This is a genomic window from Actinopolyspora sabaoui (genome assembly GCF_051225635.1).
Lineage (GTDB): Bacteria > Actinomycetota > Actinomycetes > Mycobacteriales > Pseudonocardiaceae > Actinopolyspora.
Genome location: NZ_JBMIHH010000011.1, coordinates 1 through 24,875, shown reverse-complemented (window position 1 = coordinate 24,875; position 24,875 = coordinate 1). Strand labels below are relative to the sequence as shown.

Genomic DNA, 24,875 nt, shown 5'->3' with positions numbered 1-24,875 from the left:
TCGGGACGGCAACAGGTCGAAACCGGTTTCGCCGAGTACTCGCCAGCAGTACTATACGCCATCAACAGTACTCTATTCAGTCCTTGAGTACTCCACAGAGTACTACAAGGTGTGAAACCGGGGGCTTCGATGCCAGTCGAACGAATTCTCGCCACCACCGAGGCAATCGACCTGCTCAACCTCACGAGGGACCTGGCCCGGAACGAACTGGCGCCGGAGGCGGCGCGCGCGGAGGAGAACGGGACCTTCCCCCGCGAGAAGTTCGAACTGCTCGGCGAAACCGGGCTGCTGAGCCTGCCGTACCCCGAGGAGTACGGCGGGGCGAATCAGCCCTACGAGACCTATCTCCAGGTACTGGAGGAAATCAGCAGTGCCTGGATGACCGTGGGAGTCGGGCTGTCGGTGCACACCATGTCCTGCTATCCGCTGGTCGAGTTCGGCACGGACGAGCAACGCGAGCGCTGGCTCGGCGAGATGCTCGGCGGTCATACCCTGGGCGCCTACGCGTTGTCCGAACCGCAGGCCGGTTCGGACGCGGCCGCGCTGCGAACCCGCGCGGAACGGGACGGATCCGAGTACACGATCAACGGCACCAAGTGCTGGATCACCCACGGCGGGGTCGCCGACTTCTACACCCTGCTGACCAGAACCTCCGACACGGAGATCAGCTGCCTGCTGGTCGACGGGAACACCCCGGGGCTCACCGCCGGGAAACCGGAGCACAAGATGGGGCTGACCGGATCGCCCACCACGGAACTCGTCCTCGACGACGCCCGGGTGGCGGAGCAGCGGCTCGTGGGGGGTGAGGGAAACGGACTGCGCATCGCGCTGCGCGCGCTCGATTCCGGAAGGCTGGGAATCGCCGCCTGCGCCGTGGGACTGGCACAGGCGGCGCTCGACCTGGCGGTGGACTACGCGCGGCAGCGCACCCAGTTCGGCCGGTCGATCATCAGCTTCCAAGGGATCGAGTTCATGATCGCCGACATGGAAGCCGCCGTGCAGTCGGCGCGGGCGACCTACCTGGACGCGGCACGGCGCCGCGATGCGGGTCGGTCCTTCGGCAGGCAGGCCTCGGTGGCCAAGCTGATCGCGACGGACGCCGCCATGAAGGTCACCACCGACGCCGTGCAGGTGTTGGGAGGCGCCGGCTACACCAGTGACTTCCCCGCGGAACGCTACATGCGCGAAGCCAAGGTGCTACAGATCTTCGAGGGAACCAACCAGATCCAGCGGATGGTGATCGGACGCGAACTGGCGAAGGCATGAACCAACGCCCCGGCCCGGGCCGACCACAGCACCCGCCGGGCGACTCGGATCTCCCTCCGGAGATGCACCGGAAGTACTCTTACGCGCACACCCGAGCAGTGACCGGTGCTTCCGGCGGAGCACCGGAACACCTCAGCCGAGTGGACGGAGTCCCCAACGCGCCGACCAGGTCTGCCCCTGTTCCAGCACGATCAGGTCGGTCCCGGAGTTCAACGCGTCGGGCGGGCAGGTCATCGGCTCGATCGCGAGCGCCTTGCCACGCTCCGGAAAATCGGCCGCCGTGTAGACCTGTACCCAGGCGAAAACCGGATCGGCCCACAGCTGAACACCGTGACCGGCGGAATCGGTCAACGAGTGCCGCACCAGCCCCACCGGGTCGTCCGGCAGCGGGGCGGCCCCACCGAAAGCGGTGTCCAACCAAACCCCGGCGAGCTTCCTGCCGGTACGAAGATCCTGTTCCTCACCCTCCAGCCTGCGGGGCGGCCGGTCGGGCAACATCCGCTCGGGATCGACAGGCAGCACGCTGGAAGCGGACAACCGCAGGGTGCAGTCGTCGGTGGCCGCGTTGCCCGCACGCGGGTAGGGATGCACCCCGAGCCCGAACGGAACGGGCCGCGAGCCGAGGTTCTCCACGGTGTGCTGCACCGTCAGCCCGTGGTCGTCGACGGAGTACTCCACCGCCGTCAGCAGCGGAACCGGCCAGCCGGGCTGCACCGGGATCATCGCGTGCAGCACCACGGCGGCGGAGGTGTGCTCCCCCACCGTCCAGGGGGTGTGCCGCAGCAGGCCGTGGATGGCGTTGTGCCGATCCGGCTCGGTCAGGGCGAGCTGCTGCGTCTCGCCCTCCAGATTCCAGCGGCCGTCGGCGATGCGATTCGGCCACGGCGCCAGGACCGCTCCGGCGGCCGCGGGCGGTAGTCGGTCGGCCTCGTAGGTCTCGCTGTAGGGAACCCCGTCGACCTCGAAAGTACGCAGCGCGGCACCCACTTCGGTGATTACCGCCCGCACGCCACCGTGAACGATCTCGAACTGGTGACCTGTAGCCGGGATGTGTTCGTTCACACGACCACTGTATGTCTTAGCCGATTAGTCCCGTTAACCGTGCTGTCACCTTGATCAACCGCCTCTCGCGCCCGGATCCTCCGGCGACGTGCGGGTACTGCCCGAGAAGAACATCCGGAACGGGAGCAGGCGGAGGATCCGCCCACCCGAGCATCCTGCCAGGGGAGAACCGGGAGCACAGCCGTCAGGGCGCGAGCCGCCGCACCTTCCAGGAGTCGTCCTCGCGGACGAACCGCAGCCGATCGTGCAACCTGTCCGGCTGGCCCTGCCAGAACTCCACGTACTCCGGCCGGATGCGCCAGCCGCCCCAGTGCGGCGGAACCGGAACCCGCTCGGAATCGGCGAACCGACGTTCGATACCGGTCAGTTTGGATTCCAGCGCGGCACGGCCGGAGACCACACAGGACTGCGGCGAGGCCCACGCGCCGAGCTGCGAACCACGGGGCCGGTGGACCCAGTAGTCGGTGGTCTCCTCCTGCTTGACCTTCTCGACCGTCCCGCGCACGTTCACCTGTCGCTGCAGCGACAACCAGGGGAAGGTAGCCGCGGCCACCCGGGTGGCACCGAGATCGTGGCTCTTGGCCGAGGTGTAGTTGGTGAAGAACACCAGGCCACGTTCGTCGATTCCCTTGCACAGCACCGTACGCGAAGAAGGCATCCCCGAGGCGTCCGCCGTGGCCAGCACCATCGCGTTCGGTTCCGCCAGTTCCGCCTGCACCGCTTCGTCGAACCACTGTCGAAGCTGCTCGTGCCAGGTGGTGGCAAGCGACGACTCCTGAAGCGGCTCGGCATCGTAGGACACGCGCATCCCGGACAACGTGGCCTTTGCCTGCGACATCCATTCCTCCTGACTAGACCGACGTCTCAAGCGACGCCACCGCTGGGTCAAATGTGCTCGCACTGAACTGCAATGGTGCGCGATACCTCGAACGCCCGCGCGCCAGGCGAAGCGACTCCCCGAACGACGGTAAACGGAAAACGAACCCGGACCGAACCGCTGTTCGATCCCGATCGATCCCGTAATCGATTCAGCACGCTGCCGCCGTTCGGGAACGATTTCGAAACTCCCTCGAAGGCGAACCCCGACCCGCGTGTGGTGTGATCTTTTTCATTACTCCGCGTTTACGGGGCGCGACGATTGCCTTCCCCTACCGAGTGGGTGCACTGTTACCGCTACGACAACGGCCGCGTTCCGCGACCGTGTGCCACACCACCCCGCCACGTCCCCACCGCGGCCCGCACGGGTCGACGGCACAACCGGCGACGAAGGAGACGAGGCGACGATGCCGAATCCAGAGAACAACGAAACCACGCAACCCGCTGTCAGCCCAGGCCTCGAGGGCGTGGTGGCGTTCGAGACCGAGATCGCCGAACCGGACCGTGACGGTGGTGCGCTGCGCTACCGCGGAGTGGACATCGAGGAGCTGACGGGACGGGTCTCGTTCGGCGACGTATGGGCGCTGCTGGTCGACGGCCGCTTCGGCAACGGCCTCGGCGCGGCGAGCGACGACCGGCTTCCGGTGCGCAACGGCGACGTACGTGTCGACATGCAGTCGGCACTGGCGATGGTCGCACCGGCCAACGGGTTCGCCCCGCTGCTGGACGTGACCGAGGAGCAGGCACGTGACCAGCTGGCGTTGGCCTCGGAGCTGGCGCTGTCCTACGCGGCCCAGTCGGCCCGGGGTGAGGAACTCCCCACGGTGCCGCGTTCCGAACTCGACGGGTGCACCACGGTCGCCGAACGATTCCTGACCTGCTGGCGCGGCGAGCCAGACCCGGCGCACGTGAAGGCGCTGGACGCCTACTGGGTCTCCGCCGCCGAACACGGCCTCAACGCCTCGACCTTCACCGCGCGAGTCATCGCCTCCACCGGCGCCGACGCCGCCGCGAGCCTCTCCGGAGCCGTGGGTGCCATGTCCGGGCCACTGCACGGGGGTGCCCCCGCGCGGGTACTGCCGATGATCGAGGAGGTCGAACAGCGCGGCGACGCCCGGGCGGTGGTCGAATCGATCCTGGATCGCGGTGACCGCCTCATGGGCTTCGGGCACCGGGTCTACCGCGCGGAAGACCCGCGCGCGAGGGTGCTGCGCGAAACCTGCAAACAACTTGGTTCACCCCGGTTCGAGGTGGCCGCGGAACTGGAGCAGGCGGCGCTGTCGGTGCTGGCCGAGCGGCGCCCCGATCGGCAGATCGCCACCAACGTGGAGTTCTGGGCCGCGGTGATCCTGGACTTCGCACGGGTTCCGACGCCGATGATGCCCGCGATGTTCACCTGCGCGCGGCTGGCGGGCTGGTCCGCCCACATCCTGGAGCAGAAGCGCACCGGCCGACTGGTACGCCCCTCCGCCCGCTACGTCGGACCGGGCGCGCGTGAGCCGCGCGAGGTACAAGGGTGGGACACGGTTTCCCCTCTCGCCTCCGTTTGAGAACTTTTGTCGGCTCGGGCTGTGTAGCTCTGCTGTGGCGGAACCTCGCGCCGATGCGAGCTGCGAGAACGGTCGGGGTTCACCCTGCGTGAGTGGTGGGAGTTCGGCATCCCACCGAGGGTGCCCGAGAGCTCGACGCCGCCACAGACGACGGCACGCTGACCATGTTGAACGATCAGCGGCTCGGCGGCGCGATCATGTGGTTCTTCGGCGAGGCACTCCGGGCCGGCCCGGCAGGACGAGCAACGGAACGGTCGACAGTAATGACCTCGGCGACTCGCGTTCGCTCAACCCGGCTCCGGGAAACCTCCCACGCCGCGCTCACGACGAGCGGCGGGGACATCGAGCGGGGACCGTGACCGGGCCGTCGGCCCACCTCCGCGACGCCCTATGCTGCCCAGCGGAAACAGCATCGGACCGCCGAAACCGGCACCGTTCGCGATTCGCAGCCCACCGCCCCGATCACGAGGTCAGTTCATGTCAGGTTCCGCACCGAGCAGCCGTAGGGAAGGCGAGGAAGCCGCACCGAGTGCTCCCGGGTTGATTCGCTGGGGACTGCTGGGCACGGGAACCACCGTGGCACTCACGGTCGTGCTGGTGCTCGCGGCGGGCAGCGGCGTCTACGCGGTACTCGGCTACCCCGATCCGGGGGCGTTGACCAAACTGGGTGTCAACCTGCTGCGACTTGTCTTCGACCTCGCCGGGGCGGTCTGTTTGGGCGGGCTGGTCTTCGCCGCGTTCTTCACCGTCCCGCAACGCGGCGGGATGATCTCTCCGGACGGCTACGCGGCGCTGCGAAGCGCGGGCACAGCCGCGTGGTTCTGGGGCGGTGCCGGGTTGCTGCTCACGGTGTTCGACGCGGCCGACTCGGCGGGGCAGTCGGTCACCGACAGTCTGACGCCCGGCGCGTTGCTGGGACTGTTGGACGCGCTGGACGTTCCGAAGGCGTGGCTGCTCTCCGCGCTGCTCGCGCTGGTACTGGCCCTCGCGTGCCGTTCGACACTGCGGTGGCGCACCACGCTCGGGCTGACCGTGCTGGCGGGATTGACGCTGCTGCCTCCGGTACTGGTGGGGCACTCCGCCTCCAACGGTGGGCACGACTTCGCCTCCGACAGCATGGCCTTCCACGTTGTGGCGGCCGCGCTGTGGCTGGGAGTGCTGTTCGCCGTGCTCACCCACGCCCGCAGATGGGGGGCGAACCCGGAAACCGTGGCGCGCCGCTACCGGAAGCTCGCCGCGACGTGCTGGGGTGTGCTGGCGGTTTCCGGAGTCATCGGCTCGCTGATACTGGTACCGGCCCGGATGTGGCTGAGCACCCAGTACGGGGCACTGGTGCTGGGCAAGATCGGACTTCTGCTGCTGGTGGGGCTGGTTTCGGTGCCGCTGCGACGCAGGATCACCCGGTCCGCGCGGGATCGCCACCGGGGGATGCTGCGCCTGGCGGGTGCCGAAGTGGCGCTGCTGCTGGCCACGGTGGGCATCTCGATGGGAATGGCCCACGTGCCGCCACCCAACCTGCTCGACCGGAACGCCACCGCCATGGACCTGCTGATCGGGTACGACCTTCCGGAGTTTCCGAGCTTCTTGCGGCTGGTCACCCATTGGCGGTTCGACCTGCTGCTGGGCACGGCCGCCGTGGTGCTGGCGATGAGCTATCTGGCGGGGGTACGCAGGCTGCGTAACCACGGGCAACACTGGCCGGTGGGACGCACGGTGAGCTGGTTGGCGGGCTGCCTGGCGCTGCTGGTGGCCAGCTCCTCCGGGGTGGGGAGCTACGCACCCGCCACTTTCGGGGTGCACATGACCGCCCATCTGCTGCTGAACATGCTGGGCCCCGCCCTGCTCGTGCTGGGGACGCCGGTGAACCTGTGCCTGCGGGCACTACCGCGTGCGCGTCGTGGTGAACCGTACGGCCCTAGGGAATGGCTGCTGGGGATCGTGGACTCGCCTGTCTCGAGGTGGTTGAGTCATCCGGTGCTGGCCTCGCTGCTGCTGGTGGGCTCGCTCTACGCGCTGTACCCGACCGGCCTGTTCCAACTGATCATGCAGGAGCACTGGGCTCACACGATCATGAACGTCTACTTCCTGGGCAGCGGATACCTGTGGTTCTGGGCGGTCCTCGGCCTCGACCGCACCCCCCGACGGGTGCCGCAGCTGGCGCGACTGGGCGTGACGCTGGGCATGATGCCCGCCCTGGCCTTCTTCGGTGTGCTGGTGCTGAGCATGTCCGAGCCGATCGCGGGCAACTACTACAGCACGCTGGACCTGCCGTGGTCGGTGGATCCGATGACCGCTCAGCAGGCGGGGGCGCTGATCGGCTGGCTCGGCGGTGAGATTCCGCTGTTGCTGGTACTGGTCGTGCTGCTCCGACAGTGGCAGCGCGAGGAGGGCGACGATGACGATGCCGACTACCGGGGCATGCTCGCACGGCTGGAGTCCACCAGAACCTGAACGAGTCCGACAGGACCCCGGTGAATCCGACAGGACCCTGGTGAATCCGACAGGACCCTTGTGAACCTGCCGCCCCTGACGAACCACCCGGGCGTGCCTCGGTGGCGGCCCTCGCGATCGATCGGCTGTGACCGGACTCTCGCCTCAGCTCGACGGTTCCATGCACTGCGACCCGCACGGCCGCGGCCCAACAGCGGTCCTGTGGGCGTCGATTTCGCGGGAAATTGACACCCACGAGCAGCGGTTTTGCCCCGGCTCCGTCAATTTCCCACGAAATCGCCGGGCGGTGGGACGGCACGGGGCCGCACTCCGGCCACGCCCCCGGGCCGAACCACCACCCTCGCGGTCGGCGCCGCCGCGGGTTCTCCGGTGCGGCTCTCGCCAGGAAGGCCCGACGTTGTGTAGATCGCTACCCGATTGTCGGGCCTCCCCGCGGCGCGAGCCGTGCCGGAGGTTCCGCTGCGCAACCAGCTACGCAACGGCAGCGGGCAAACCTACTCCTCCGATAGGGCGGCGGCCGGTTGGGCCTTGGCGGCCCTGCGTGCGGGCAGGACCGAGGCCAGCACACCGGCGGGTATCGCGCAGCCGATCACCAACAGCAGCCGCGCCCAGGGCACGGCGAACGCGACCGGCAGCCCCATGTTCTCGAACATCGCAGCCACCCCGCCGAAGGCGAACAGCACGCCTACCAGTGCTCCCAGCACGGTACCGACGACGGCCAGCAGCACCGCCTCCAGTGCGAGGGTTCCTCGCAGTTGACCACGGGTCAGTCCCAGTGCGCGCAGCAGTGCGGACTCCCTGCCGCGTTCCAGCACCGACAGTCCGAGCGTGTTGGCGATACCGACCACCGCGATGATGACCGCGACCGCCAGCAGACCGGTGACGATCAGCAACAGCGTGTCGAGCACCTGGGTGTACTGTGCACGCATCTGCACCGCTCCCCCGACATCTATGGGCGTCGAGGCGCTCTCTTCGGTCAACGAGTCCAGCTCGGCGGTGTAGCCCGGCGTGTAGGTGTCGGAGGTGGCACGGGCCCAGATCTCGGTGGTGTTGGTCTCGGCCCCCGTGGCTGCCAGGTCGGAGCGGGTCAGCAGGAATCCGGACCGGACCAGCTTGGTGGTCTCCAATCGGAAAGTGGCGGAACCGTCCCCGATGGGCAGCTCGACACGCTCCCCTTCCGACCAACCCCAGGAATCGAGGACGTTGTCGGACACCAGCGCGGTTCCCTGCCGGAGTTCCTCCGCACCATGCCGGGAGACCTCGGCGAGCTTCGCGGGGTCGATCCCCAGCGCCCGGAAGGTCGCGGGAGGAATGTCCTCGCGGGATGCTCCCTCGGGCATGCTCGACTCCGGCCGCTCCATCTCGAAAGTGGTACCGGACAGGGCTGCGGTGGCAGCCGTGCCGTCCAGGGATTCGAGGCGCTGCCCCACCCCTTCGGGAAACGGTTGGCCCCGCTCCTCGGCGGCGATCTTCACGTCCACCGGGTAACGCTGGTCGATCTGCTCGTTGGCGCCGTGCCGCGCACTGGCGGTGCCGGTGAGCAACAGCACGATCAGCCCGACGCCGATCATCAGCGCGGTGCTGGTGGAGGAGGCCCGGTAGGGGTTGCGAACGGCGTTGCCGCTGGCGAGCGTGCCCGTGGGGCCGAGCGAACGCATCAGGTAGCCGAGCGCCCTGGCGACCGCGGGAATGAGCGTGGGGGTGAACAGCAGGATTCCCACCACGGCCAGGAGTCCACCGGGAACCGCCATGGTCATCGACCCGAGCAGGGCACCACCAAGCAGGAATCCGGCACCTGCCACGGTGAACACCACTGCGGAGACCAAACGTGCCCGACCGATCCGACGGGAGGCCTGCTCGTCGGGGACGGGACGCAGCGCGGCGAGCGGTGCGACCCGCATCGCGCGTGCGGCGGGCGCCAGCGAGGCCAGGAAGGTCACCAGCAGGCCGGCCGCCACGGGCGCGGTCAGCGCCAGCGGGGTGATACCGAGCGAGCCGAAGTCGACCGGGGAATCGGTCAGCCCCAGCGGCCAGCTCACCGTGGCCGAGACCAGCACGCCGAACACCGTGCCGATCACCGAGGTGATCAGTCCCACCAGCAGCGCTTCGAACAGCGCGGATCGCCGGATCTGCCCCCGGGTGGCACCGACGCAGCGCAACAGTGCGTACTGCCTGCTTCGCTGCGCGTGCAGCACCGAGAAGGTGTTGACGATGACGAATCCGGCCACGAACAGCGCGATCGCGCCGAACGGCAGCAGTACCGCGTTCAGCGCGGCGGCCACGCTCCCGCTGAACAGCTTCACCGCGTGCTCGGCCTGCTGCTGTCCGGTTCGGACCTCGACGTACCGGCCGGTCTCGAGCTCGCCGCGCAGCCGGTCGAGCACGGCCGAGGTGTCGGCACCGTCGGCCAACAGCAGGTCGATCGCGCGGTAATCGGTTGCCCCGAGTTGGTTCAGCAGTCCCTGGGGAGCGAAGACCGTGACGCGACTGCCACTCGTGAGCACGTTGCTCCCGATGTCGACCAGCCCCGAGACGGTGACCTCGCGCTTCGGCGGTGACTTCTCGCTCTCCCCCTCACTGGGCGAGATGTACTGCGGCTGCTGGAGGGTGACGGTGTCTCCAGGGGAGAGATTCGCCGAGTCGGCGGCGCGCTTGCTGAGCACCACCTCGCCCGCTGAGTCCGCATAGCTACCCTCGGCGAGTTCGTACCAGCGCAGGGACTTCTGTTCGGGAAGCCTGCTCACCTCGACCGAGTACCGTTCCCCCTTCCAGGAGGCGTTCGCGTAGCTCTCGTTTCTGGGGACGGCCGCGGCGACGCCCTCGGTCTCGCGGATCTTTCGCAGGCGTTGCTGTCTCTTGTCGTTCTCCTCTCCGGCGACGCGCCTCGCGGTGTTGTCCGTGACGACGACGTCGGCGGCCAGGTTTGGGGCCGCCACCATGTGCCGTACCGAGGACTGCATGGTGCCGGTGAACACCAGGGTCGCGGCGACGAATCCGACGCCCAGCACGATGGCGAGTCCGGCCGCCGTGAGCCGTCCGATGTTGTGTCGTAGTTGCAGCAGGGTGTTGCGCAGCACTGGTTCTCACCCACCCAACCGGCGCAGCGAGTCGAGCACCGCTTCCTGCGTGGGCTCCTCGATCCGGCCCGCGATGTTGCCGTCGGCCAGCAGCACCACGCTGTCCGCGTGGGACGCGGCCACCGGGTCGTGGGTGACCATCACCACGGTCTGGCCGAACTGGCGTACCGAGCCGCGCAGGAACTCCAGCAGGTTGGTGCCGGACTTCGAATCCAGCGCACCGGTGGGCTCGTCGGCGAAGACGACCTCGGGGCGTGTTACCAGTGCGCGGGCCACCGCGACCCGCTGCTGCTGCCCGCCGGAGAGTTCGCTGGGCCGGTGGCGCAACCGCTGGTCGATGCCCAACGCCTCGGTGAGGTTGTTCAGCCACTGCCGGTCGGGTTTGCGGCCGGACAGCTCCAACGGGAGCAGGATGTTCTGCTCCGCCGTCAGGGTGGGGAGCAGGTTGAACGACTGGAACAGGAAGCCGATCCTGTCGCGCCGGGTGAGGGTGAGCTGCTTGTCCGAGAGGCCGGTCAGGTCGGTGTCCCCCAGCATCACCCGACCCGAGGTGGGAGCGTCCAACCCGGCCAGGCAGTGCATCAGGGTGGACTTGCCGGAACCGGAGGGCCCCATGATCGCGCTGAACCGTCCGTTCGCGAAGCCGATGTCCACGTTGTCCAGCGCGCGGACTCCGGCCTCACCGCTGCCGTAGACCTTGACCAGTGCCGATCCGCTGGTGGCGGGAGCGGGCTCCGAGTCGGCGAGTTGGCCGGCGAAGCCGTGCTGTCCGTTGACTCCGCCCTCTTCCGAAGGGGCGGCCGCGGGTTGCTGCGACCCGTTCGGGAAACTCACGTGATTCCCCCATCGTGGTAACTGGATTGCGAAACTGACTCTAACGTAACGCTCCGAACACGGAGTGCCACTCGTAACGTTCGGAAAACGCGCGAGGGAACGGCCCGGTTGTCGAGCTCTACGACCACCTCGGGCGAGCGACAGCACCGAGAGCGCACGGCGAGGCACTCGGCGAATTCGCCCGAGACGCGTTCCCAGGGCCGCTCCGCGGGCCTCGGCGACTCTCCGATGTGCACTGTCCCCAGTAAACCGATCGAACTCGCGAACCGCTTCCGGGAAAGCCCCCAGACACCCCGGAATCTCCCCGGAGGAAGCCCCGAGGCGACCCCACCGGGACGGTCTTCACCGAAGTTCTCCGGTCAGGTTGTCGGACCGCTCGCTCGGCGGAACCTCCCGCCTGCTCTCGCTCCGGAGGCCCGACATCGGGTGGCGACGGTCAAGCGGGAGAGAACCTGCGCAACCGCAGACTGTTGGAGACGACGAACGCCGAGGACAGCGCCATGGCCGCGCCCGCGATCAGCGGATTGAGCAGCCCGCACACGGCGAGCGGCACGGCGGCCAGGTTGTAGCCGAACGCCCAAACCAGATTGCCCCGGATGGTGCCGAGCGTCCGTCTGGCGAGTTTCACCGAGTCCGGCACCGCCGTCAATTCCTCGCGCACCAGGATGAGATCGGCCGCCGAGATGGCCACATCGGTTCCCGCCCCCACCGCGAGCCCCAGTTCCGCCGTGGCCAGTGCGGGCGCGTCGTTGACCCCGTCGCCGACCATCGCCACCCGGCGCCCTTCGGTGCGCAGTCCTTCGATCGCCTCCACCTTCTGGTCCGGTAGCACATCGGCCACGACCTCGCCGATTCCCACCTCCTCGGCCACGGAACGAGCCGTGGCCTCGTTGTCACCGGTCAACAGCACCGTCCGCATCCCGAGCCGCCGCAGCTCGGCCACGGCTGCCGGGGCGGAGGGCTTGACCGTGTCGGCGAGCCCGAGCACCGCCACCACGACCCCGTCCAGCGCGACGAGGACGGTCGTTCTCCCCTGACGCTGCCATTCCGCGTGGCGTTGCCGCACATCCTCCGGAACGGTGATCCCGTTGTCGGTGAACAGCTTCGCCCTGCCCGCTGACACGTGGTGCCCGTCCACTTCGCCGTGCGCGCCCAGTCCGGGGTCGTTGCCGAACCCGTCGACAGCGGGCAGTTCCACGCCCTCCCCGAGCTCGGCGCGCGCGGCGGAGGTGATCGCGGCGGCGACCGCGTGTTCGGAGGCGTGCTCCAGCCCGCCCACCAGTCGAAGTACCTCGTACCGCCTCACACCGGCGACGCAGTACACCTCGCCGAGGGTCATGCTGCCGGTGGTGACCGTGCCGGTCTTGTCGAACACCACCGTGTCGACCGTCCTGGTGGATTCCAGGGCCTGATACCCCTTGAGGAAGATGCCGAGCTGCGCGCCACGGCCGGAAGCGGCCATCAGGGCGGTCGGCGTGGCCAGTCCCAGCGCGCACGGACACGCGATGACCAGCACCGAGAGGGCGGCCGTGAAGGAACGTTCGGCCGAGCCGCCGAGCAGCAGCCAGCCCAGCAACGTCAGCACGGCCAGCCCGAGCACGGCGGGCACGAAGTAGGCCGAGATCCGGTCCGCCAACCGCTGGACGGCGGCCTTGCCGCTCTGCGCCTGTTCGACCAGCCGCATCATCCCCGCCAGCTGGGTATCCCGGCCGACCCTGGTGGCCTCGGTGAGCAACCAGCCGGTGGTGACCGTGGTTCCTCCGGTGACCTCGTCGCCCTCGACGACCTCGGTGGGCACCGACTCCCCGGTCATCGAGCTGCGGTCCACGGCGGCGCCGCCCCGCACCACGCGCCCGTCGGTGGCGATGGTTCCGCCGGGACGGGTGACGAACCGGTCCCCCACTCGCAGTCGTTCGACCGGCGCTTCCCGTTGCGTGCCGTCCTCGTCCTGTACCAGGGCGGTCTTGGCGCCGAGCCGTGCGAGGGCACGCAACGCACCGCCCGCTCTGCGCTGCGCCTTGGCCTCGAAGTAGCGGCCGGCCAGCACGAAGGTGGTCACGCCTGCCGCCACTTCCAGATAAGCGGCACCGTCGGTGTGGAGCAGCAACCAGAGCTCGGAGGCGTCGGTGGGGGCTCCGCTCGGCGCGAACATGGCGTAGAGCGACCACACACTCGCCGCGGTGATCCCGATGGAGACCAGCGTGTCCATCGAGGAGGCACCGTGCCGGGCGTTGCGCAGCGCCGCGCGGTGGAACGGCCAGGCTGCCCAGCCGGCCACGGGAAGCGCGAGCACGATGATCAGCCACTGCCACCCGGGAAAGCGAGCCTCGGGCAGCACCGTGAACAGGATCGCCAGGTCGGCCAACGGCACGAACAGTACGACCGAGACGACGAGCCTGCGCCACAGCTCGCGCAGCCGGTCACGGGAATCGTCCGGGCTCTCCTCGGCGGGGCGCAGCACCTCGGCCTCGTAGCCCGCCTTGGTCACCGTCTCGGTCAGCAGCTCGTCGGCGGCACCCGCCGGGGCGGTGACGCTGGCACGGGCGGCGGCGTAGTTGACGCTGGCTTGCACCCCGTCGAGTTTGTTGAGCTTGCGCTCCACCCTGTTGGCGCACGCCGCACAGGTCATACCGCTGACGGCCAGCTCGACACTGCGTTGTTGTTCGGCGGAGCTGCGTCGCTGTTCGGCGGACTCGGTCGAGGTGTCCGCGGACGTCGTCATCCGACCACCTTTCGTGCGGTTCACCGCGACGGGCGAAACTTCCTCCAGCTTGAACCATGCCGTCCGTCACGTCTCATGCGCTCTCCCGCTGAGCCACGGGTGGCGGGGTCGACTCGCCCGTCCCCTCGCCGAGCGCGCTCGTGGCAATGTCCTCCGCCACCTCGCGTTCGACACCCTCGCCGGGAGCCCGACTCCTGGTCGCGGGCACCCCGTCCGAGCCGTGCAGCAGCGCCAGCACCGCCACCAGTACCAGCCCGAGCAGCACCGGCAGGTGTGAAATCACCCGTTCGGGGCCGACTCGGCCGGCGACCAGGTCCACCAGGCACATCGCTGCGAGCACCCCGGTGAAGCTCGCCAGCACCGGCAGATGGGCGGCCGCGTGCCTGGCACGCAGCGCCACCCAGGCCAACGCGACCGCTACCGCCGCGTTCCAGGCACCGGTCTCGTGATCGAGGTGCGGCATGGTCGACCGGGCGGTCTCGGCCCCCACTCGGATTCCCACTCCGGTGAGCTGCAACAGGGCCACCCCCAACTGCACCACCGCCACCAGCGCCAGCAACCAGCGTAGTGCGGTTCGTGGTCGCCTACCCGCCTCGCCGCGCAACCGGTCCAACAATCGGGGCCGCAGGGCGGGCAGCACGGCTCCGGTGACGTCGGGACCGGGCTCGGCGGGCATGATCCGCACCGCCCGGTGCAGCTCGTCGAAACCCGCTCGTCGTCGTTCACACGCGGCACAGCCGGCCAAGTGCTGCCGCACCAGTCGGCGCTGCTCCTCGGTGGCCGCCCCGTCGAGCTCGGCGGAGAGGATCTCGACACTCGTCACGCAATCCACACCGTGCTGGTCGTCGGTGACCTCCCGATGGTTCCCGGCTCCCGTGCGGGAGATCGGCGGGACACGCGTATCGTGCTTTCACGGCAACGACGGTTCACGCCCGACGAGTCGGCATCGCCGCGGCTTACGTGGTCGAGTGAGCCGGACAACCGTGGCAGCGGGCCCGAGCCCGAAGATCATTGGATATTGGGCGTGGACGACCAGGAACTCACACGCTGCGCACTGGCGGCGAAGCAGGGGGACACCGAAGCCGCGACCAAGTTCGTACACGGCACGCAGCGTCAGGTCTGGCAGTTGCTGCGGCATCTGGCGGACGCGCACGTCGCCGAGGATCTCACCCAGGAGTGCTACCTGCGCGCCTTCCGCTCGCTGTCCACCTACCGCGGGGGCTCCTCGGCACGGACCTGGCTGCTGTCGATAGCTCGCAGGGTCGCCGCCGACCACATCAGGCACCGCGACCGCCGCCCCCGCTCGGCCGACATCGCCGACTGGCAGCTCGCGGCGGAACGGGCCCAGCCGCGAACCCTCTCGATACCGGAGGGATACGCGCTGCGCAGCGCGCTGGAGAGTCTCGACGAACGGCGCAGGGAAGCCTTCGTGCTGACCCAGCTGGTCGGGCTCAGCTACGAGGAGACCGCCGAAGTGGCGGGCTGCCGCACCGGCACCGTCCGTTCCAGGGTGGCCCGGGCCCGCGCCGATCTGATCGACCGACTCCAAGATTATGATACGGATCACAGCGCGAACTCCGGGAGTTCGTAGCGCTTTTCCGGTTTTGCCCGGGGTCGCGGTCGGCCGGGGGCGGCCGTACCGAGCGGCTTCGCTCGGGTGACACCGGGCTCGTCGCGGTAGCCAAGGGGGCGACAGAAGCAGTAAGTTGCCCGCGGCTGGTTCACACCGGCGGCACGGTGGCGCGATCCGTCCGACCGCGCCGGCGGTGTGTGCCCAGCCGTGCTTGAGCCGGCAACGGCGCCGGTCATCTGGCCAACTTCGTGCATGTTCGCAAGCGGCCCACGAACGGGCCGAAACCAACACAACAAGGACCGGAGGCGCCGGCATGACGCAGGCCGAAACCAACATCGACCCGACGACGCTGCGGTTGCCCGCTGAGCTAGTCCCGTCCGACGGACGGTTCGGGTGCGGACCGTCGAAGGTCAGGCCGGAGCAGTTGACGCGGCTCGCGAACGAGGGTGCCGAGGTGATGGGCACCTCGCACCGGCAGAAGCCGGTGAAGTCGCTCGTCGGACGCGTGCGGGAAGGTCTCCGCCAGCTCTTCTCGCTTCCGGAGGGCTACGAGGTGGTCCTCGGTGTCGGTGGCACCACCGCCTTCTGGGACGCCGCCACCCTGGGGCTCGTACGGCAGCGTGCGCTGCACCTGACCTACGGCGAGTTCTCCGAGAAGTTCGCGAAGGCGACCAAGTCAGCCCCGTTCCTGGACGATTCGATCGTCGTCAAGGCCGAGCCGGGCGACGCTCCCGAGCCGGTGTCCGACCCCACGGCCGATTTGATCGCCTGGGCGCACAACGAGACCTCCACCGGCGTGATGCTGCCCCCGACTCGCCCCGCCGGGTCCGAGAACTCGCTGATCGCGGTGGATGCCACCTCCGGCGCGGGCGGGCTGCCGTTCAACCCCGCCGACGTCGACGTCTACTACTTCGCACCGCAGAAGTGCTTCGCCTCGGACGGCGGCCTGTGGATCGCGGCGATGAGCCCGGCCGCGCTGGAGCGCGTCGGCGAGATCGGTGGCTCGGACCGCTGGATTCCGGAGTTCCTGTCGCTGACCACCGCGCTGGACAACTCGCGCAAGGACCAGACCTACAACACCCCCGCCGTCGCCACACTGTTCCTGCTGGCCGACCAGATCGACTGGATGCTCGAGCAGGGCGGGCTGGACTGGTGCGTGCGGCGCACCGGGGAGTCCTCGCGCCGGGTGTGCTCGTGGGCCGAGTCCTCGGATTTCGCCTCCCCCTTCGTCGCCGACCCGGCCAAGCGCTCCCAGGTGGTAAACACGATCGACTTCGCCGACTCGATCGACGCGGACGCCGTGGCCAAGGCGCTGCGCGCGAACGGCATCGTCGACACCGAGCCCTATCGCAAGCTCGGCCGTAACCAGCTGCGCATCGGCACCTTCCCCGCCGTCGAGCCGGACGACGTCACCAAGCTGACGCAGGCGATCGACTGGATCGTGGGCAAACTCGGCTGATTCGACCCGGCTACCGGGGTGGGCGGTGCGCCGCTCACCCCGGCCCCGACTCCGGCCCAGACTCCGCCGCGGTGATGGCGACTCCGGCGAGGTGACGGCATCGCCGTCCGTCCCGATGCGCCGCGACGATGCCGAGGATTCACCGGCATGCTCCCCGACCTGTTTCCGAGCGGTACACCCGAGCCCGCGGCGACGGAACACCCGCCGCGACGCGCCCGGGTAACCGAGAACACACGATTATTCGGGGAATCAGGGTATTTCCACGGATGCGGCGGGGTACGCCCGTTCGACAGAATCATCGTTACGACACTCGGCGCGTCCGTCCCACGGAGACCCCCCGTCGGGTTATCGTTATAGCTTGGTGATCTAAAATCAGCGGGAGGCGCGGGGAGGCACTTATGCGAGCGCTGCGAGTGGTCGGGCTCGAAGAGGACGGTGAGACCGTCGTGTGTGAGGATCCCGACAACGGCGAACGCTTCGCGGTGCCTGCCGACGAGCGACTCCGCGCCGCGGCCCGGGGTGACCTCACCCGTCTCGGGCAGGTACAGATCGAGCTGGAAGCCCAGATGCGGCCGCGCGAGATCCAGACGCGGGTTCGTGCGGGTGCTTCCGTCGAGGAAGTCGCCGCCGAGGCCGGGATTCCGCAGCAACGCGTGGAGCGCTACGCCTACCCGGTTTTACTGGAACGGGCCCAGGTCGCCGAGAAGGCCCAGCAGGCGCATCCGGTCCGCGAGGACGGACCGGATGTACAGACACTCGGCGAGATCATCTCGCAGACCTTCGGTATGCGGGGCCAGGACTACGGGGAGACCAGCTGGGACGCCTGGCGCGGCGAGGACGGCAAGTGGGTGGTGACGCTGCACTGGCAGGCCGGTCGTACCGAGAACACCGCGCACTGGACGTTCCACCCCGGCGCACAGGGGGGCACGATCGCCGCGCTGGACGAGGACGCGCTCGATCTGCTCGATCCCGCCCCGAACCGCCCACTGCGCACGGTACGTCCGGTCACCGAACTCGCCAGGGAAGCACTCGAGCTGGACAGCTCCGATTCGGAAGAGGAGGAGAATCACTCCGACGCCCGGGAGCCCAGCACTCCGCTGCTGGGAGAAGCGCCCGAGCAGAACAACCTCGATCTCTCCGAGAGCGCCGCCGGAACCTCCCACATCCCCGCCATGACGGCAGGGACGCTACTCGGCTCGACCTCGCAGTCGAACGAGGCCGAGTTCGGAAACGCGATCCAGGGTTCCGAGCCCGAACAGTCCCCGGCGGGACCGGACAGCGGGGCCGAACACGCCACGGCCGCGGACCGGGAGGACGGCGAGGACGACGCGGACACCAGGGAAGGACGCAAGAATCACCCGATCGTCCCCTCCTGGGAGGACGTGCTGCTCGGCGTGCGGTCGAACCGATGACCGAAGGCGAGACCGCGACCGGCGGACGCCATGCGGCGAGCCCGGCGCGGTTGACCGGTTGGTCGCGGGCGGACGAGCACGGTTTCGAGGTCGCCGGTCTCAGTGGCGGGAGGAGTCCTGTTCCGGGCTCTGCTGCTCGTCACCGGAGTTCTCACTTCTCGATTCGAGGTGTCGTTGCCAGATGCGGTCCCGCACTCCCGGCAACGATCTGCCGATGAACCTGTTGCGAGGGCGACCAACACCGGAGAAAACCCCGTCTCCTGTGGACTTTCCGCCACCGGTGTCCGGCGAGAGCGCCCTCGCCACGAACCCCGCCGCGATGGAGACCGCGCCGATCGTTCCCGCTATCCATGCGACGTAGTCCATCGCCAGCAGCAATGCCCCGGCGAACAGGGCTACGAGGATCGACAAAAGGCCGACCAGGAACAACACACGCGCGGACGGTGACATGCCCTCGATTGTGCCCAACGGGGCAACGCGGAACCATGCTGACCGGGTCGAACATTCGTTCCTCCGGATGGTGTAGGGCGCGGAGGGAGGGAGGCCCGGCTCACCCCAGCAGACTCAGCGGCAGGATCACCCAGGACGCGGCGACACCGAGCACCACTCCGAAAGCCACCCAGCGCCAGGTGGGTACGGCGCGTCCGAGCCAGACCGAGGGGGCGAATCCGCCCGCCACGGCGAGATTGACCACCACTCCGAGCAGCGGGTTCACATCGGCCAGCCCCAGCGAAACCACCACCAACACCAGGGCGATCAGCACCGCGAGGAGGACACTGACCGCCACGCCGGTGGGCCGGGCAGTGCGATCGAGTGCTTCGCTCCGCGGGTCGGACCCCGCGACAAGCCGCTGCCCACCGGGTTCGGGTACCGTGCTCGGCTCACCGGTCAGCGGATCGAGGTGACGAACGGCACGGCCGCACTCCGCCGCCGTGCGGCCTGCGAGCAGCCGGCCGCGACGTGCCGCTGCCCGCAACGCCCGCTCGTCGCGGGGGTCCCCGCGGCCGATTCGTTCCACGACCTCGGCCCACTCGTACAGCGCCGCACAGAGCGTGGGGGAAAGTCCGAGATGCTCCGGCTTCAGGCCGAGCAGCCCGTCCCCCTCGACGAACAGGGGTCGCCCTCGGGCGACCCGGAGTTCCACGGTTTCCCCGACCATCGCGACGTCCCCCTACCGAGTTTTTCCACCGGGACGACCTTCTCCGGCACGCCGGAATCGAAGATCACTCCCGCGATCGGCACAGCCGCGGCATCTCCCGAACGTGCTCCCGCGAGGGAGCACCGAGCTGATTCGACCGCTTGCTCGACTCCCCGGTCCCGCCTCTCCGGTCGCGCGAACGAGGTCCCACGAAAAGTTCGCCACACGAGCCCCGGGCGGGGGCCGCGGCACCTCACGAGTCGGAGCGCATCGCGTGGAACACGATCGCGGCCGAGGCCGCGACGTTCAGCGAATCCACCTCGCGGGACATCGGGATACCCACGGTGAGATCGGACGACCGCAGTGCCTCCTCGCTCAGCCCGGGGCCTTCCGAGCCCATCAGTACGGCCACCTTGCCTTCGGAGAGGCCCGCTCGTCCCACCGGAACGGCATCGGGGCGGGGAGCCAGCGCGGCCACCCGGAAACCGTTGGCACCGAGGCGCTCCAGGTCACCGGGCCAGTCCGTGAGCCTGGCGAACGGGACACGCAGTACGTGCCCCATCGAGACCCGGACGCTGCGGCGATAGAGCGGATCGGAACAGCCACGTCCCAGCAGCACCCCGTCGAGGCCGAGCCCGGCGGCGTTGCGGAACATGGCTCCGAGGTTCTCGTGGTCGACGACTCCCTCGAGCACCGCCAGCTTGCTGGAGCGGCGCATCAGCTCGGCCGGATCGGGTTCGGGAGCGCGGTCCGCCACCGCGAGCACTCCCCGGTTGAGGTGAAAGCCCACGATCCTGGCCAGCATGTCCGGCTCGACGATGTAGGCGGGGACGTCGAGCTCACGCAGCAGCGGTTCGAGGGTGTTTATCCGTTTGCGTTCCCCGAGCAGCCCCCGGATGGGGTAGGGCGAGGCGAGCAGCCGCTCCACCACCAGCCTGCCCTCGCCGATCACCAGTCCACGCCCCCCGGGGCGATCGGGACGGCGATCGGCGGTAGTCAGATCGCGGAAGTCGTCGACCGCGGGGTCCTCCGCATCGGTTACTTCGATCAGCCTGGCCACACTTCGTATCCTCGCATCAGGGGATACCGCCTTCGACGAGGACCGTGTTCGTGGCCGGTGTGTTCGTGACCGGTGGCGGCCGCCTGGCCCCGATGGGAACGAGATTCGTGACCGGAGTCACTTAGCCATGCGAACGAGGTGGGCATAACCAGCCGACTTCACGCGTTCGTGGTTGAGAGGTGTGAGTTCCCGATCACGGAAGGCCGGCTCATGGGTGACCCGCGACCGAGTGACGCTCCACCGAGCGACACCAGGCAGGAGAGCAACCACCGCGACGGGGAAACACACCACACCGACACGGCGAGCGGGGCCGACAACTCCCGATTGCGCCGCAAGGCACGGTTCGCTCTCATCCTCGGGGGACTGACCGCGTTCGGCCCGTTGACCATCGACATGTACGTACCCGCCCTGCCGGAGCTGACCAGGGAACTGGGGGCCACCTCGGCGCAGGGACAACTCACGCTGACCGCCGTGCTGCTCGGACTGGCTTTCGGGCAACTGGTCGCGGGAACGGTCAGCGACTCGGTCGGGAGGCGCAAGCCGCTGCTGGTCGGGCTGGGCGTGTACTTCGCCACCTCCGTGCTGTGCGCGCTCTCCGGAGACGTGTACGCGCTGACCGCGTTACGGTTCCTGCAGGGATTCGGTGCGGCCGCGGGAATGGTCATCGCCCGCGCCTCGGTACGCGACCTCTACTCCGGAGTGGAGGCCTCCCGGTTCTTCTCGTCGCTGATGCTGGTCACCGGCCTGGCCCCCATTCTGGCGCCGGTCCTCGGCGGGCAGGTGCTCAACTTCACCAACTGGCGCGGGGTCTTCGTGGTGCTGGCGTCCTTCTCGGTGGTGCTGTTCCTGGTGACGGCACTGGCGCTCCCGGAGACCAAGCCGAGGCGATGGCGTCTGCCGCTGCGGCCCGGTTCCACCGCGCGCACCTTCAGCGAACTGCTGAGCAGCCCATCGTTCCTGGGTAACGCGCTGGCGGCGGGACTGGCCATGGCCGCGATGTTCGCCTACATCAGCGGTTCCTCGTACGTGCTGCAGGACATCTACGGACTCTCTCCGCAGGAGTACAGTCTCGCGTTCGGCAGCAACGCCCTGGGGCTGGTCGCGGGCGGTCAGATCAACGCACGACTCGTGGGCAGAATCGCGACCGAGTCCCAGTTGCTGCTCTGCGCGCTGAGCGCGGCAGCGGTGGCCGGGTTGCTGCTGGTGGTCACCGTGCTGGTGGGGCTGCCGCTCCCGTTCCTGCTCGTCGCGTTGTTCGTGATGATCTCCAGCCTCGGCTTCGTGATGCCCAACACGACGATGCTCGTGCTCGCCGAACGCCAGGAGGTTTCCGGAAGCGCCTCGGCACTGCTCGGGGTCCTGCAGTTCGTGGTGGGGGCGCTGGCTGCCCCGCTGGTGGGGCTCGGCGGAGTCGGTTCGGCGCTGCCCATGGCGCTGGTGATGTTCGGCGTGGTGCTCGCCTCGCTGACGGTCCACCTGACCCTGGGCAGACGGAGCACGGGTTCAGCCGCACCCGCCGCGGGTTGACCCGCCGCAGCACTGGTCGGCCGGAGGGCTGGTCGTTCGAAGGGCAGCGCTCCGCCCCGCTGGGCACTCGCGCTGAACCTCCGGCATCACTGAACACACAGTGTTTCCATCCCTCTCCCTCGTTCGTCAGATCGTGCCACCATTTTGGCCGCTGGCATGGCCGGTCACCGGTGTGCCACTGTGAAATCCGGCGCTGACCAGCACGGAAGCTGCCGATGTGCACACCGTTGGATCGGGGTGACGCGGCATGGGAAGACAGAACGTAATCAGTCGGGCGTTCAGGCCGGGCGATCGGCAGCGATACCGGGACAAGATGCAGCGCGGTCTGGACGCGCTGGCCCGGATGCTGGCTGAGGGCAACTTCTCCTTCCCCCATCAACAGATGGGTCTGGAGATGGAACTGAGCCTGGTGGACGAGGGCATGAATCCCTCGATGTCCAACGCCGAGGTACTGGAGAAGATCGACGATCCCTCGTACACGACCGAACTGGGGCAACACAACCTGGAACTCAACGTCCGCCCGCGAGCGCTGGCCGGCCAGGGAGCCCTCGAACTGGAGGACGAGCTGCGCTCTTCGCTGTTGAACGCCGACAGCAAGGCACAGGACATCGGGGCCAAACTCGTCATGATCGGAACACTGCCGACGCTGCGGAGCTCCCACTTCGATCCGCGTTGGCTGTCGCATCCCGCGCGCTACAGCCTGCTCAACCAGCAGATCTGCGCCGCACGCGGCGAGGAGATACTGCTGCACATGTCGGGCACCCCGCTCGGCGATCAGGACCAGGAGCGGTTGCGCTCCCACGCGGAGTCGATCCTGCCCTCCTCAGCCTGCACTTCGGCACAACTGCACCTGCAGGTCGCCCCGGAGGACTTCGCGGCGCACTGGAACGCGGCGCAGGGCCTGGCCGGAGTGCAGGTGGCGGTCGGGGCGAACTCACCGTTCCTGCTGGGCAAGGCACTCTGGCAGGAGACCCGCGTCCCGCTGTTCCAACAGGCCACCGACAGCAGACCCGAGGAGCTGAAGAACCAGGGGGTACGGCCCCGCGTGTGGTTCGGGGACCGCTGGATCACCTCCATCTTCGACCTGTTCGAGGAGAACGTGCGTTACTTCCCCTCGCTGATGCCGGAGCCGGAGGAAGAGGACCCGGTGGCCGCGTTGAACTCCGGACGAGCCCCGACGCTTTCGGAACTGCGGCTGCACAACGGCACGATCTGGCGCTGGAACCGCCCGGTGTACGACCTGGTGGACGGGGTTCCGCACCTGCGGGTGGAGAACCGGGTGCTGCCCGCGGGGCCGACGGTGGTCGACATGCTGGCCAACGCCGCGTTCTTCTACGGCGCCCAGCGTGCGCTAGCCGAACAGGACAGGCCGCTGTGGACACAGATGTCGTTCGCCGCGGCGGAGGAGAACTTCTACAGCGGGGCCCGGCACGGGATGAACGCCCGCCTGTACTGGCCCGGCATGGGGTGGGTCCCCGCCGACGAGTTGGTGCTGCGCAAACTACTTCCGATGGCCCACGAGGGCCTGGAGGCGTGCGGGGTCTCGGCAGCGGCCAGGCAACGCCATCTCGGCGTGTTGGAACAGCGCTGCAAGGCCCGGCAGACCGGCGCCGACTGGCAACGCGAGACGGTGCTGCGGCTGCAGCGCAGCCGTGATCGACAACCCGCGCTGGTGGAGATGCTGCGCCGCTACATCGAACTGGGTGACAGCGGCGAGCCCGCACACACCTGGCCGGTGGAATGAGTTCACGCCGGTGGGACCCGGTGGCAGCCCGGCCCCACCGGGGTTCGTTTCGTACGGCCACCCGAGCCGATCGCGTCGAAACTGTTGCTAGTAGTTTGCAACTGCGACAGACTTGCTACCGAAACCCCATTGCGAAAGGGAGACGGTCAATGGCGCAGTACGTGCTGCCCGAGTTGGACTACGACTACTCGGCGCTCGAACCCGCGATCGCCGGTGAGATCAACGAGTTGCACCACGGCAAACATCACGCGGCTTACGTCAAGGGAGCCAACGACACGATCGAGAAGATCGCCGAGGCACGCGAGAAGGGGGACTTCTCGTCGATCGTCGGGTTGGAGACCACGCTGGCGTTCAACCTCGCGGGTCACTCGCTGCACCTCGTGTGGTGGAAGATCCTGAGTCCGGACGGCGGCGACAAGCCGACCGGTGAGCTCGCGGCGGCCATCGACCAGGACTTCGGTTCCTTCGACAACTTCCGGGCCCAGATGGAGGCCGTCTCAACCACGATCCAGGGCAACGGGTGGGGCGTGCTCGCATGGGACCCGGTCGGACAGCGGCTGATCACGCAACAGCTGCGCGATCACCACTCCAACCTGTCGATCGCCACCACCCCGTTGCTGGTGTTCGACATCTGGGAACACGCCTACTACCTACAGTACAAGAACGTCAAGGCCGACTACGTCAAGCAGCTCTGGAACGTGGTCAACTGGGACGAGGTCTCGCGGCGGTTCGCCGACGCGCGGGCCGGCTACAACGGGCTGCGGCTGCCGCAGTCCTGAACCCGGCACGCCCCGACCGGTCCCGGATGAGACGGGCACTCGGACGAGACGGGCACTCGAAGGACTCGTGGACCGGAGCGCGAGTCCCGCGAATCTCCGGCAGTGAATGCTCCGACAAGCCGAACTGCCGGTACTCGGGTTTCCCTCCCACGGGAGGGAAACCCGAGTTTTTCTCTAATTGGGTGTGGGACGCTCTGCTGGGGTGGCTCCGCCACGAGGGTGGTCGGAGTTCGGCCCGCGGAAGTGGCGGGAGTGCGGCTATTCCTCGGTGCTGGTGGCCCGGCGATTTCGTGGGAAATTGACGCCCACGAGCAGCGGTTTGGCTCCAGCTCCGTCAATTTCCCG

18 protein-coding genes are annotated in these 24,875 nt (G+C 68.5%); 9 read left to right on the top strand and 9 right to left on the bottom strand.

The features are described from left to right. Nucleotides 1-129 precede the first annotated feature (129 nt). Nucleotides 130-1,266, top strand: coding sequence for an acyl-CoA dehydrogenase family protein (locus tag ACOQFL_RS19140; protein ID WP_435545570.1), 1,137 nt, complete (start codon nucleotides 130-132; stop codon nucleotides 1,264-1,266). Nucleotides 1,267-1,398: 132 nt separating this feature from the next. Here the strand turns inward: ACOQFL_RS19140 and ACOQFL_RS19135 are convergent, their stop codons facing one another. Beyond that, the gene (locus ACOQFL_RS19135) at nucleotides 1,399-2,328 is read right to left on the bottom strand and encodes an aldose 1-epimerase family protein (protein WP_435545569.1); all 930 of its coding nucleotides are present in this window, start codon (nucleotides 2,326-2,328) and stop codon (nucleotides 1,399-1,401) included. A gap of 184 nt (nucleotides 2,329-2,512) precedes the next feature. After that, a complete protein-coding gene (gene pdxH / locus ACOQFL_RS19130) occupies nucleotides 2,513-3,166 on the bottom strand; it encodes a pyridoxamine 5'-phosphate oxidase (RefSeq protein WP_092628882.1) in 654 nt (217 codons plus the stop codon). A 445-nt stretch (nucleotides 3,167-3,611) separates the two neighbouring features. Between pdxH and ACOQFL_RS19125 the strand changes: the two genes are divergently transcribed. Beyond that, nucleotides 3,612-4,754, top strand: a complete 1,143-nt coding sequence (locus ACOQFL_RS19125) for a citrate synthase 2 (RefSeq protein ID WP_435545568.1) — start codon at nucleotides 3,612-3,614, stop codon at nucleotides 4,752-4,754. Between the two features lie 477 nt (nucleotides 4,755-5,231). After that, nucleotides 5,232-7,205: a bifunctional copper resistance protein CopD/cytochrome c oxidase assembly protein gene (locus ACOQFL_RS19120; protein ID WP_435545567.1), complete on the top strand. Its 1,974-nt coding sequence runs from the start codon at nucleotides 5,232-5,234 to the stop codon at nucleotides 7,203-7,205. 494 nt (nucleotides 7,206-7,699) lie between these two features. Here the strand turns inward: ACOQFL_RS19120 and ACOQFL_RS19115 are convergent, their stop codons facing one another. The 4 genes from ACOQFL_RS19115 to ACOQFL_RS19100 all read right to left on the bottom strand — a co-directional run bounded on the left by ACOQFL_RS19115 (nucleotide 7,700) and on the right by ACOQFL_RS19100 (nucleotide 14,661). Further along, a complete protein-coding gene (locus ACOQFL_RS19115; protein WP_435545566.1) occupies nucleotides 7,700-10,282 on the bottom strand; it encodes an ABC transporter permease in 2,583 nt (860 codons plus the stop codon). A 6-nt stretch (nucleotides 10,283-10,288) separates the two neighbouring features. After that, entirely contained in the window at nucleotides 10,289-10,987 is a 699-nt protein-coding gene (locus tag ACOQFL_RS19110) for an ABC transporter ATP-binding protein (protein ID WP_435545720.1), read from the bottom strand. A 565-nt stretch (nucleotides 10,988-11,552) separates the two neighbouring features. Further along, on the bottom strand, nucleotides 11,553-13,838 hold the full coding sequence (locus ACOQFL_RS19105; protein ID WP_435545565.1) for a heavy metal translocating P-type ATPase: 2,286 nt from the start codon (nucleotides 13,836-13,838) through the stop codon (nucleotides 11,553-11,555). A 73-nt stretch (nucleotides 13,839-13,911) separates the two neighbouring features. Next, entirely contained in the window at nucleotides 13,912-14,661 is a 750-nt protein-coding gene (locus ACOQFL_RS19100; protein WP_435545564.1) for a zf-HC2 domain-containing protein, read from the bottom strand. Between the two features lie 201 nt (nucleotides 14,662-14,862). Between ACOQFL_RS19100 and ACOQFL_RS19095 the strand changes: the two genes are divergently transcribed. The 3 genes from ACOQFL_RS19095 (at nucleotide 14,863) to sepH (ending at nucleotide 18,282) form a co-directional block, all read left to right on the top strand. Then, entirely contained in the window at nucleotides 14,863-15,429 is a 567-nt protein-coding gene (locus tag ACOQFL_RS19095; protein WP_435545563.1) for a sigma-70 family RNA polymerase sigma factor, read from the top strand. 295 nt (nucleotides 15,430-15,724) lie between these two features. Then, nucleotides 15,725-16,870 carry a phosphoserine transaminase gene (gene serC / locus ACOQFL_RS19090; protein ID WP_435545562.1) on the top strand — a complete coding sequence of 382 codons (1,146 nt, stop codon included), beginning with the start codon at nucleotides 15,725-15,727 and terminating at the stop codon, nucleotides 16,868-16,870. A gap of 398 nt (nucleotides 16,871-17,268) precedes the next feature. Beyond that, nucleotides 17,269-18,282, top strand: a complete 1,014-nt coding sequence (sepH, locus tag ACOQFL_RS19085; protein WP_435545561.1) for a septation protein SepH — start codon at nucleotides 17,269-17,271, stop codon at nucleotides 18,280-18,282. Between the two features lie 99 nt (nucleotides 18,283-18,381). Here sepH and ACOQFL_RS19080 read toward each other — a convergent pair whose 3' ends face one another. From ACOQFL_RS19080 to ACOQFL_RS19070, 3 genes are all read right to left on the bottom strand, one after another. Next, nucleotides 18,382-18,732, bottom strand: a complete 351-nt coding sequence (locus tag ACOQFL_RS19080) for a hypothetical protein (RefSeq protein WP_435545560.1) — start codon at nucleotides 18,730-18,732, stop codon at nucleotides 18,382-18,384. Between the two features lie 100 nt (nucleotides 18,733-18,832). Beyond that, a complete protein-coding gene (locus ACOQFL_RS19075) occupies nucleotides 18,833-19,441 on the bottom strand; it encodes a DUF2537 domain-containing protein (RefSeq protein WP_435545559.1) in 609 nt (202 codons plus the stop codon). A 232-nt stretch (nucleotides 19,442-19,673) separates the two neighbouring features. Further along, on the bottom strand, nucleotides 19,674-20,480 hold the full coding sequence (locus tag ACOQFL_RS19070) for a TrmH family RNA methyltransferase (RefSeq protein ID WP_435545558.1): 807 nt from the start codon (nucleotides 20,478-20,480) through the stop codon (nucleotides 19,674-19,676). A gap of 210 nt (nucleotides 20,481-20,690) precedes the next feature. On the opposite strand from ACOQFL_RS19070, the gene ACOQFL_RS19065 reads away from it, so the two are divergent. From ACOQFL_RS19065 to ACOQFL_RS19055, 3 genes are all read left to right on the top strand, one after another. Beyond that, complete coding sequence (locus tag ACOQFL_RS19065; RefSeq protein WP_435545557.1) at nucleotides 20,691-22,007, top strand: multidrug effflux MFS transporter; 1,317 nt, start codon at nucleotides 20,691-20,693, stop codon at nucleotides 22,005-22,007. A gap of 247 nt (nucleotides 22,008-22,254) precedes the next feature. Next, nucleotides 22,255-23,751: a glutamate-cysteine ligase family protein gene (locus tag ACOQFL_RS19060; protein WP_435545556.1), complete on the top strand. Its 1,497-nt coding sequence runs from the start codon at nucleotides 22,255-22,257 to the stop codon at nucleotides 23,749-23,751. Nucleotides 23,752-23,900: 149 nt separating this feature from the next. After that, on the top strand, nucleotides 23,901-24,530 hold the full coding sequence (locus tag ACOQFL_RS19055; protein WP_435545555.1) for a superoxide dismutase: 630 nt from the start codon (nucleotides 23,901-23,903) through the stop codon (nucleotides 24,528-24,530). Nucleotides 24,531-24,875: the final 345 nt, after the last annotated feature.